The organism is Lewinellaceae bacterium (genome assembly GCA_020636135.1).
Taxonomy (GTDB): Bacteria; Bacteroidota; Bacteroidia; order Chitinophagales; family Saprospiraceae; genus JAGQXC01.
Genome location: JACJYK010000001.1, coordinates 76,210 through 88,029 on the forward strand (window position 1 = coordinate 76,210; position 11,820 = coordinate 88,029).

Annotated in this window: 8 protein-coding genes; 4 read left to right on the top strand and 4 right to left on the bottom strand. The window is 47.5% G+C overall.

All coding sequences use genetic code 11. The annotated features are described in order from the left end of the window. Positions 1–5: 5 nt before the first annotated feature. Entirely contained in the window at positions 6–2,585 is a 2,580-nt protein-coding gene (locus tag H6570_00285) for a T9SS type A sorting domain-containing protein (protein ID MCB9317688.1), read from the bottom strand. Between the two features lie 1,173 nt (positions 2,586–3,758). On the opposite strand from H6570_00285, the gene tnpA reads away from it, so the two are divergent. Next, positions 3,759–4,220, top strand: coding sequence for an IS200/IS605 family transposase (gene tnpA, locus H6570_00290; protein MCB9317689.1), 462 nt, complete (start codon positions 3,759–3,761; stop codon positions 4,218–4,220). A gap of 625 nt (positions 4,221–4,845) precedes the next feature. On the opposite strand, the gene H6570_00295 is transcribed toward tnpA, so the two are convergent. Beyond that, positions 4,846–6,546 (bottom strand): acyltransferase family protein, encoded by a 1,701-nt coding sequence (locus tag H6570_00295; GenBank protein ID MCB9317690.1) that lies wholly within the window; start codon positions 6,544–6,546, stop codon positions 4,846–4,848. 432 nt (positions 6,547–6,978) lie between these two features. Between H6570_00295 and H6570_00300 the strand changes: the two genes are divergently transcribed. The 3 genes from H6570_00300 to H6570_00310 all read left to right on the top strand — a co-directional run bounded on the left by H6570_00300 (position 6,979) and on the right by H6570_00310 (position 9,456). Continuing rightward, positions 6,979–7,842 carry a helix-turn-helix transcriptional regulator gene (locus H6570_00300; protein ID MCB9317691.1) on the top strand — a complete coding sequence of 288 codons (864 nt, stop codon included), beginning with the start codon at positions 6,979–6,981 and terminating at the stop codon, positions 7,840–7,842. 149 nt (positions 7,843–7,991) lie between these two features. Continuing rightward, positions 7,992–8,546 (top strand): OsmC family protein, encoded by a 555-nt coding sequence (locus tag H6570_00305; GenBank protein MCB9317692.1) that lies wholly within the window; start codon positions 7,992–7,994, stop codon positions 8,544–8,546. 61 nt (positions 8,547–8,607) lie between these two features. Then, the gene (locus H6570_00310) at positions 8,608–9,456 is read left to right on the top strand and encodes a methyltransferase domain-containing protein (GenBank protein MCB9317693.1); all 849 of its coding nucleotides are present in this window, start codon (positions 8,608–8,610) and stop codon (positions 9,454–9,456) included. Positions 9,457–9,606: 150 nt separating this feature from the next. Here H6570_00310 and H6570_00315 read toward each other — a convergent pair whose 3' ends face one another. Both H6570_00315 and H6570_00320 read right to left on the bottom strand, forming a co-directional pair. Beyond that, entirely contained in the window at positions 9,607–10,836 is a 1,230-nt protein-coding gene (locus tag H6570_00315) for a cellulase family glycosylhydrolase (protein MCB9317694.1), read from the bottom strand. A 46-nt stretch (positions 10,837–10,882) separates the two neighbouring features. After that, on the bottom strand, positions 10,883–11,782 hold the full coding sequence (locus H6570_00320) for a hypothetical protein (protein MCB9317695.1): 900 nt from the start codon (positions 11,780–11,782) through the stop codon (positions 10,883–10,885). Positions 11,783–11,820 lie beyond the last annotated feature (38 nt).

Here is an 11,820-nt window from a genome sequence, read left to right on the forward strand (position 1 = left end):
CTTCGTTATTTGGATGAAGCAGCCTTTATAATTTTATAAGTGTTTTGCCGGTCATTAATTTCATCAGTAATCTTAATCAGGTAGGTCCCCGGAAGCCATTTGCTGGTGAGGATAGGTGATTGAGTTATTTGACCATTAGCTAATACTTGGCCCTGAATGTCATAAATCGTATAGGTGAATGCCGAGACATCCTTAATACCGCTAATGTTCAGATAGTCTGTCACTGGATTTGGATAAATACGGAGTCCTTCGATCTCATCTCGTGTCACCGACGCCGATCCTGCATCATAATTGGTCAGGTACAAACCCTGGCCCCAGGTCGCAGCAACCAGGCGTTGCCCGATGGCGCTGTATGTCAGCATGTTGACCCGCATTTTACCTAATCCGCTCTGGTAGGTTTCCCATTTTGTACCTGCTCCATTAAGGGTAGTGGAATGCAGTACTCCCAGTTCAGTAGCCAGAATCAGTTCGTCCCGGTTCAGCGGATTGATGATGCCCCAGCGTACCGGCATGTCCGGCAGGTCGCCGTCGACATTGGTCCAATGCAAACCGCCGTCTTCGGAGATCCACACATTGGGACTGCCGTAATTGGCAAAGGTGAGGAGCAGGTAATTGGGGTCATTGGCATCAATAAAGATATTGCGGGCTGCCAGATCTTTATCCCAGCCCGGATCAGATAATTCAGTGACGACCGGGTTATGGGTATTGGCCTGGTCAATGCGGAAAATGCCGGCATGCCCCTGGCTTTGATTGGGCCGGACAGCCACCCATAGCCGGTTGGATACCTGGGGGTCAGGCGTTAATGCACTGATTTTTGCCCCTTGAAACTGGGATACAGTGACCGAGTCAAAGGCGTCTCTTGTTTTGAGGTCTTTAATGATAAAGTATTTGTTGGACCCCAGAGCGCCGTAAAATAAATTGGCATTATCATCCAGGGTGTAGGGATGGATAAAATCACCTCTTCCCGGCAGATCAAAGGACGTATAGGTTTTTGATCCATCGGTGGTAATGGCGATGTCAATGCCGGTAGCCGAGAGCGAAAATATCCCACTATTCTGCTGACTGACCTGGGTAATCCCACCGTCTCCAGCTCCGAGAAAATAATTGGCAGCCGTATACAGATCTTCTCCCACGATGGCCCAGTTGCCATTGTCCTGCGCACCGCCCAGATAAAGGTCTGTGTCAAAAAACAGGGCACAACTGTAAAATTGGGTGGTGTTGTATCGGGTATTCATTTCCTGGAAGGTAGGGAACTCATTTTGCAGATCCCTGGAATAATAGATGCCTCCGTCGTTGGAGAAGAGAGCCTCCTGATTGCCACCCGGGAAGAATAGGATTTCGTGCTGGTCGGTGTGGACCACGCGATCGCCGACGTAAAAGGGAGGATAAGGGTATTCGCTCGAAAGATGGGTCCAGGTATTGCCACCATCATCGGTCCGGACCAGGTCAATACCCCCTATGTACATGGTATTGGGATCCTTCGGGTCCACTTGTGCGATGAGGGCAAACCATGCGGCAGAAGCGGTGAACGGCGAGGTCACCAATGCAGTCAGTGAAGGAATTGTCATGGATTGCCACGATTGTCCTCCATTTTCACTACGCCACATGTCGTTCACCTGCAGGTCGGAACCTGCGCACAGGGCATAAATGCGATTCTTATCGCTTGGGGCTATTGCCATTTCGATACGCCAATAATTGCCTGGTGGGGTTATATCGGTCCAGGCGTCCTTATCCCCGGTATTTTGCTGATTTATAGTGAAGTCGGATTTGAATATCCTGCCCGGCCCATAAAGGTTAAGGCTGGCATAAACACTGCCGTCGGGGCCAATTTCCAGGTCACCCCCCGCATTGGTATTTCCATTGCCCATAAATTCCCCGAGTACAGGTGTCCAGTGGTCGCCCCGGTCAGAGCTCCTCTGGATGCCATTAAAACGGGTTGAGACATACAGGTTTCCATTTTGATCAACATCGATGTCCAGTACGTGCCAGAATGCGGGTTCAGTGCCATCATCCAGTTGCAACCAGTTCCGGCCGCCATCGGTGGACCGCCATACGCCTGCACCCCGGATGTCATTGGCACTTCCCCAGCCTTCACCGGTCCCGACATAGATCAGATTGGGATTGTTGGGATCCTGGACAATGGCTGATATGGATAGGTTTTCATCGATTCCCGAGGCCGTCTCCCAGGAATTGGATGGTGATTTAAATGCGCGGTTCTTATAAAGGCCGCCGGAAGTGCTACCGGCAAAGATGGTGTTTCCGGTCGGATCGTTGGCGTCGATCAGCAGGGCACGGGTACGGCCACCTACGTTAGCCGGTCCTAAAGGTTTCCAAAAGCTGGATCGGGTGGATAGTTGATTTCTTTCCCGCAGAGTCAGGATTTGTTGAGCTACCGCAAGGCGTTGCACCGGGATATCTCCGGTCGCTGGATCATGGGTCAGTTCCCATTCGTACTGGGCATATCCGTTCATTCCGGCGATTTCATCCAAATCGGGATTAAAAGGGGCAGAAGATATGGGTGAATGTTCCGTACAATTGTATAGAGAGGTAAGGAAAAAAAAGAGCAGGAGAATATTCTTTACCATGATCCGATCTTTTGGTGTGCAATGTAAAAGATAGAAAAATGTGATTAATGCGGAACTATACCCAGGTATAGTTTGACGATTTTCAGATCGAGCGAATTTATATGGAACACGATGAGCAGACCATCTTTGACCCCATATTATAGAAGGGTGCTGTACCTACGGCACAGGTTGATTTATTGCTAATAATTGCTACCGGGGTAGAGTCCCTAACGGGACTGAAAGCGGATTCTAATACCGCGCCTCTTCGGATCCAATTGGAATCTCTCCCCGGTCCCATCGGGACCCCATCCCGGTTGAACCAAATGGCATGCATCCCCACCGTGCCGTAGGTACGGAATATAAATATCGGGATTCCATGTCACCCCTCCGATCCCATCGGGACCCCATCCCGGTAGCGAAGAATTCAACGGCATTCCCACCGTGCCGTAGGTACGGAATATAAATATCGGGATTCCATGTCACCCCTCCGATCCCATCGGGACCCCATCCCGGTAGATCCAAATGATATGCATTCCCGCCGTACCATAGGTACGGAATATAAATATCCGGGTTCCATGTCACCCTTCGGTCCCCTTGGGATCCCATCCCGGTAGCGAAGAATTCAACGGCATTCCCACCGTGCCATAGGTACGGAATATAAATATCGGGATTCCATTTCACCCCCGGTCCCATCGGGACCCCATCCCGGTAGCCAAGAATTCAATGGCATTGAACCCGTGCCGTAGGTACGGAATATAAATAACCGGATTTCATTTCACCCCTCGGTCCCCTTGGGACCTGATCCCGGTAGAACCAAATGGTATGCATTCCCACCGTGCCATAGGTACGGAATATAAATATCCGGGTTCCATGTCACCCCCGGTCCCATCGAGACCCCATCCCGGTAGCCAAGAATTCAATGGCATTGAACCCGTGCCGTAGGTACGGAATATAAATAACCGGATTCCATGTCACCCCTCGGTCCCATCGGGACCCCATCCCGGTTGAACCAAATGGCATGCATCCCACCGTGCCTTAGGTACGGAATATAAATATCATGATTCCATTTCACCCCTCCGGTTCCCTCGGGACCTGATCCCGGTAGAACTAAATGATATGCATTCCCACCGTGCCGCAGGTACAGAATATAGTTAACAGAATAATTTGTATTTTAGAAATCAATAATTATCCATTATGGCAAATACCTACACCCAAATTCACATTCAAACCGTCTTTGCGGTAAAAAATCGGGCAAGTTTAATCAGGGCCGCATGGCAAGAAGAATTGTATAAATACATGACCGGCATCATCCAAAATCGGGGACATAAACTCCTTGCAATTAATGGAATGCCAGATCATATCCATATATTTTTTGGGATGCGACCAGTCGAATCATTATCCGACCTGATGAAATGGGTTAAGAGCAGCTCTTCCGAATGGATAAATAATAATGGCTTTGTAAATGGGAAATTTGCCTGGCAGGCTGGTTTTGGTGCATTTTCATATTCAAAATCACATGTTCAGGATGTTATCAAATACATTCGAAATCAAAAGGAACATCATGATTGTAAAACATTTTTGGACGAATACGTTGAGCTCCTCCAATCATTTGATATCGAATACGAAGACCGGTTCATCTTTGACCCTATATTATAGAAGGGTGCTGTACCTACGGCACAGGTTGATTTATTGCTAATAATTGCTACCGGGGTAGAGTCCCTAACGGGATTGAAAGCATATTCTAATACCGCGCCTCTTCGGATCCAATTGGAATCTCTCCCCGGTCCCCTTGGGACCCCATCCCGATAGAACCAAATGATATGCATTCCCAACGTGCCGTAGGTACGGAATATAAATATCCGGATTCCATGTCACCCCGGTCCCATCGGGAACCCATCCCGGTAGCGAAGAATTCAACGGCATTTCCACCGTGCCTTAGGTACGAAATGTAAATATCCCGATTCCATTTCACCCTGGTCCCCTCGGGATCCCATCCCGGTTGAACCAAATGGCATGCATCCCCACCGTGCCTTAGGTACGGAATGTAAATATCCGGGTTCCATGTCACCCCTCGGTCCCATCGGGACCCCATCCCGGTAGCGAAGAATTTATTAGCATTCCCACCGTGCCTTAGGTATGGAATATAAATATCCGGGTTCCAAGTCATCCCCGGTCCCATCGGGACCCCATCCCGGTAGCCAAGAATTCAATGGCATTGAACCCGTGCCGTAGGTACGGAATATAAAAGGATCTATCGGGAACACCCCCCGGTAATGTCGTATCAATATTGCATTAGGAGCTGGGCGATTTCCGGGCGCGTTCGTTGCAGATAATCATAATCCAGCTTCAATCCTAACGGACCCAAGGTTTCCTGGAAATAATCGTAGCCTGCGCGGGCGTCTTCAAAGGGCCCGGAAACCACCTCCAGTGGGGTTAACCCATCACGGCTACGTATCGATCGGTTGGCGCCATGGTCCAATAACGCCTTCACCAATTCCGGCCTGCAAAAATAGGCGGCGGCATGGAGTGGGGTAGAACCTCCTTTATCCTGAAAATTGACATCAGCCCCTCCTTCCATTAACGCTAGCGCAATCTCCGTACGGCCAAATACAATCGCGGTCATCAACGGATTGGACCCGCTGGCTGGGTCTGGAACGTCCAGATCGACACCATTGGCAATCGATTGTTCTACCGCAGCCAGGTCATTCCGGATGGCCGCTTCATGAAGATTTGTACCGGAAGGCGAGATTGGAGAGGATAATTCTATCGTAGGGTCGTTATTTTTTGTGCCGATATAACCTGAAAGGATCAATGCCGCCACCAGTATCAGCCAGTCCAACCGACTGGGCAAAATGCGCGGCACATTTTCCCTGATCACGAGGACCAGACCATGCGAAATCACGAAGGTCAACACCGTCAGCGAAAGATATTTGATCACGACCGGTATATGCACCGGGACCAGAAGCATAGCAATGATCCCCAGCACGATCATATGAATGAGATAAACATAATAAGAGTTCGGGTTGATGCGATCAAGGACCTTGATTGGTTTGTCAAGGGACCGCTGGAAGCTGTAAATGAAAAGGTATAGAAAACTCAACATGGAGATCAGCGATGTGCCGTAATAGACGATGCGGTCTCCTAATGCAGAAATAAAAAAGTGGGTCTGAGTAGGATTGACCAGGTTATTGAAAAGGTTAAGTGCGAATATCGTGTAAGCTGCAAGTGCAATTCCCAAGGCAATATTGGAACCAATAAACAGTGTGAAATTCCCTTTTTCTCCTGCAAACACATTTTTTGCATGGCATAAAGACCCCAGCAGAAACACCAGGAAATAGGACAACAAGCGTTCGTGCTGGAAGTCAGCAATCGCCGAGTGCGTCCAGCCGGTAAGACCTGCTTGTGCGATGAACACGCTGGAAACCAACCCGGTAAGAAAGGTAAACCCCAAAGCCACCGGAAAGGAAATCTTTATTTTAATTAATCCAATTTTGAAGATCGCGAGATACAAAATTTGAAATAAAAACAATATGGGTAAAAACCACAACCAACTTTGGGTGGGATTATGTGGAAAATAATAGGGGTCACCACCTTTTAACCGGAAAATATGGAAATAAGTGAACCACGGTTCCTGAGGCAGGCCCCGCGAATACAAATAGATAATTTTGTAGGCGGGAATAAGAAGAAATACCGCAACAATCCAGGGGATGAAAATCCTGTGAAACTTGGATAATATAAATTGCCAGCTTGTCTTATGGGATAATGATGCAGGTGCAAAATAACCTGAGATAAAGAATATGGTGAACATCACAAATAAATCCAGATATAATCGCACCAGAGCTATACTATTAAGTTTAGTGGGATCGCTAACAATCCAGAAATTGTCGAATCCTGCTTCATAGGTCATGCCCGCATGCGTGAGCACGACAAGCAATATCATAAAGGTGCGGAGGTGGTCCAGAAAATAGATGCGTTTGTTCATGATCTGATAGTTTCCATATGAAGATGCAATAAGCATATTCGCCGGGATCAATCTTAAATATTCGGTATGAAGCTTCGATGAGAGGTGAGCAATACACTTTGAAGGTACAAAAAATTGAACTATCATGAAAATGCTAAAGCCGGCGATGACAGAATGGTAGACGTATTTCCGGGATCCTAAAGGTCAGGATCCCTGGAAATATCGGTTTATTCCGTAATTAATTCCATCATTTCCTGTAGTAGTAGTGCATTTCTCGGATCAGCAATTTAGGCCAGGTGACTGATTGTTGGATTGAGCTTGACCTTCTTCAATACCTGATGATGAAAAAGATTGAATTTCTGGTTTCGAAGTACCGGCTGAACCGGTTTGACGCAGAAGGTAATTAGGTAAATTTGGGTTATATTTATCAGGCAATATCTGACAAATAATCCAATGATTAATCTGTATTCATTCATTCGTGATGCGAAATACTACAAAAAGCTGATCATCGACGATTTGCTTTTTGTAGAGTATAAATGCCTGGTGGAGGAAACAAAAGCCGGCATCTGGTCGGAGGTCAATTATTTTGTATTTGTGACCAGCGGCAAGAAGATGTGGAAAAGCATGCATAATGATTATGTGGTTCAGACGGGCGACTCCTTATTTGTTAAAAAGGGAGCAAATCTTGTGCATCAATATTTTGATGAAGATTATTGCGCCTTAATGGTTTTTATATCCGATGATTTTATCTGCAAATTCATGTCCCGGTTTACCACCATTATGCAGAAGAATCCTGATGGTTCCAACCGTACGGATTCCGTAATTCGTATTCTCATGGATGAATTTCTGGCCGGTTATGTCCATTCCATGGCTTCTTTTTTTGGTACGGATACCGTCCCTAACAAAAACCTCCTGGTCCATAAGTTTGAAGAACTGCTGCTCAATATCTTCACCAGACCACTACACCGGACGGTAGCCGGGTACCTCAACTCACTGAATAGCAGCCAGAATGCACAGGTTGAGCAAATAATGGAGGATAATTTCAGTTACCGGCTGAATCTGGAAGAATTTGCGAAGCTCTGCAATATGAGCCTCAGCTCTTTTAAAAGGACTTTTACGGGCATATACAAGACATCGCCGGGAAAATGGCTCTCGGAAAAACGACTCGATTTTGCTTCCCACCTGTTGACTACATCGGATAAAAGCATCAATCAGATCGCATTTGACAGTGGGTTTGAAGATGCCTCCAGCTTTATCCGTGCCTTTAAACAGAAGTTTGCTTCTACCCCTTTGCAGTACCGTAATTCCCCGGCCTGATCCTCATTCAGACCATTTTCCGGTAGAAAAGTATAGTTAATTACCCATTGAACTGATTTGCAGATTATGTGAACTGATCGGCCTATCCGCTGGCCTGCATCCGCCTATAGATTTGTGTCATAATTGATCACAAACTAAAAACAATCATCATGGAAACTAAGACAAAAACAATCAACGGATTCAATGCAGAAGCCATTGAAAAGACAGTAGCAGCTATCGTGGAGAACCCCAAAATTGCTGCATTTGAATTGCGGGCAACCAACACCTGGATCTCCGGTGGTCACAACCGCAGTTTTGTTCAGGGCTTTTATGGCGGATGCCAGGAAGATACGACCAGGAAAACTCCTTTTGTATACGACAACGACGAACCACCCATTCTGTTGGGTGAAAACAAAGGTGCCAATCCGGCAGAGGTCGTATTACACGGCTTGCTGGGATGTATGACAACCTCTATGACCCTGCTGGCAGCAGCACAGGGCATTAAAATCGAAGGTGTCTCCTCCCGCGTGGAAGGTGATGTGGATATCCAGGGCTTTTTAGGGTTGAATCCAAATGCGGGTAAAGGGTTTAAGCAAATCCGGGTAAGCTTTGAGATTCAGGGTGCTTCTCCGGAAGATAAGCAGCAATTGATTGCGCTGGCAAAACAATCCCCGATTTTCAACACGCTCATTAATCCAATTGATGTGGCTGTAGATGTACAGTAAAACACGACCCTCCACATCTTATTTCAAAAAAATTAATCATCATTTCACAAATCATCAAATCATGAATACGCAACAATTAGAAATACGCAATAAACAACTCGCATCCTGGAATACATTCTCTCCCGGATGGGCAAAATGGGACAACTTTACCATGCGCTTTCTTGAAACACAAGCGGAACAGATCATTTCTCATCTGGATCTCCGCACGGATGACCATGTTCTGGATATCGCGACGGGCACCGGTGAACCGGGCTTGACCATCGCATCCCTAGTGAACAAGGGTACAGTCACTGCAGTAGACCTATCGGATGGAATGCTGCAGATAGCCAGAGAAAAAGCGACTATCCTGGAACTCAATAATTTCCGTGCGATTCAAGCCGATGCCTGCGAATTGCCCTTTGAGGATGGCGCTTACGATGCCATCTCATGCCGGCTGGGTTTCATGTTCTTCCCGGATATGGAACTTGCCGCCAGGGAGTTGCTCCGGGTGCTCAAGCCGGGCGGGAAAATTGTAACGACAGTTTGGCAAGGTCCGGTAGACAATCCCTGGGTAACCATTGTCATGCGCGCCATCAAAAAATATTTGGAGGTGCCGGCTGCTGCTCCCGGTAGTCCCGGAATATTTCGCTGCGCTCAGCCGGGAGTCCTTACCGACCTGTTTGCTTCTTTGGATTGTTCTGAAATCCGGGAAATCGAAATTGCCGGCAAGATGGCCTGTAGTTCCGTAGATGAATACTGGAATTTCATGAACGATGTGGTTCCGCCGGTTGTGTCAGCTCTAAAAGTGGTCGACCCGGAAATCCGTAATAAGATCCGTCAGGAAGTACAGCACCTTTTAGGAACGGATTCGAATGTAAACCAGAAAATTCCTTTCGGGGCGCGGTTGATAACCATCAAAAAACCAGCTTAAGGTCTATCATCCGAAATACGGAACCCGGTTCTCACAGGACCGGGTTTCTTGTTTTAACCCAATTTATTCATTTGGAATTCAAACCGTAACAGATTTTTCTAATGAATAAATGGGTCTATCCATTATTACCGTACTCCTTATGCAAAATCATCATTTAAATCCCAGCGCTTCACAATAACCTTTGTTTGGGTAACAGTTTTCAAATTTGCTATTCTCCACAAACTGGTCCAGTACGGCTTTAATCGCTTCAGCCTGGATGCCGGGCAGGCTGTCCTTCAGCATCCTGATCTGGCCGTAGGTCTGGCGATCACTCTCGGCATAAGCGACAAAATGTTCATACCCTTCCGGCTGATTAAAATTCATCGGTCCCCGGGTATTGTTCATTTTTTTGTAGGGCCAGAAAGTCCAGTGGATGGCATTGGCATCCAGTAATTCACGGAAAGCCTTCACCCATTCGTCATCGTTCTCGCCACTCTCTCCCATCAGGATGGGCACCTGATATTTCTCCCGGAAATCGATGTATTCCTGGATTTGTTTTTGCTCTGGAGGCATCCAGTATTTGTGAAAAGTGTAAGCCAGATTACTGTCGAATGGTTCCGAGAAAACGGAAAAGTCTGTCTCCCACACGGCGCCACCCAGAAAGACTATGTGATAGGGGTCCACTTCGCGAATAGCAGCAGTAATACGTCGGTAGAGCGGCTCGAGATAAGGCTTCAGGCTGTCATCGGCAAAATAATGGGGTATGGGCTCATTGAGCAGGTTGTATCCGATAACGGCAGAATTGCTGGCATACCGGCGGGCAATGTCCTTCCACAGGTCACAGACCTCATGCTGCATCCCGGTGTCAACCATCAGCCACGGATAACCATCACTGTCATCGATGTTATCGCCGGTTTGTCCACCCGGTGCGGCATGCATGTCCAGCAGGACGTAGATGCCGTATTTGCCACACCATTCAATGGCGCGATCCAGGTATGCATAGCCCTGGATGTCGCGGCCGAGGAAATCATCATGGGTAAGCAACCGGTAGTCAAAGGGGAGGCGTACCACATTAGCTCCTTCCTCCGCAAGCCACCGGATATCGGGTTCGGTGATGTAATGATCGAGATAGCTGTCCCAAAAGTCCGTTGTGGCGCTGTTCCCGATCAGCTCCCGGATAGCCTGATCAATCTTGCGGGGCGCGCTGCATTTACTTAATTTGAACATGTAGCCCTCCGGCAGAAGCCAATTTCCCAGGTTGACACCTTTAAGGTGTAAAACCTCTCCATTGGGTGCATATATTTCTTTGCCCTTCACGTAGGCAAAATCAGGGGGCGTCTGTTGGTTGCATGCTACTAAAAGGCCCACCAAACTGACGAAAAGGTATATTGCTGACTTCATAACCGTAAGTTAGGAAGATTTGACTGACGCTGGCTCATAGCAAGGCTTACTGGACCAGTTGACGTAGCAGATCTTCAATATTTCCCGGTGTCGACATGATTTTGGTAAAGGTCCCCATCGTCAGATCGGGAAATGAAAGTGCAATGCGATACCGGCCATGCAGCATATGTACTTCATTATTCATGACCAGCAATTCATAAGGCAGAAATGCGGTATGTTTTGGCGTGCTGATATCGATCACGGGCATGAAGGTTGCTTCTCCATCATCTCCGGAAAGTGCAAATCCATACAACGTCAGGTTTTTCCCGGAAATAGTGACTTTATAAACCAGTTTTACATTGGGAACACCACTATTGATGGATGCTTCTATTTTATTGATGGCTTCCTGATAACTGCCAAAAGATTTCAGCATTTCCGTATCGTCGAAATAAGGCATACCCATCATGTAGCGGTATTTCTGTAACTGGGCAGCAGTCATTCCTTTTTTGGAACCAAATTCTGTCCCCAGGAAAGGTCCGGCAGTTCCCAGGGCGGCTTTGATCTTACCGTCAAAAGCGCGGTAGTCCGCAGCCACTTTTTCGTAATCCCCCCGGAAATAAGCATTGCCCCAGTACGCGGGGTTGGTATAAGTAACCTTGGAAATGCTGCCTTCACGGGTAATCGCAACGCGTAATGCAGCAGCGAAACCGGTCAATCCGCCCACGGTACGTACTGCATTTTGCAACTCCGGCGAGGTGACGACCAGCACCCACCGGTTGTTGTCGCTGGCAGGCTGATACTGTCCGGCGACCGTAATCCCATTCGCTTCCAGGTTGGACTTAATCGTGGACTTCAGAGCTGCGACCGGTTCACTGGATTCTAATCCCAGTATGTAGGGCTTCATATTTTGTGCAGAAAGCAGGGTCATGGTTAGCAGGAGCATCGTGATCAGTCCCAATGATTTCATGGTACTCGTTTTAGAAGTTCAAAAAGGACTTGGTATGC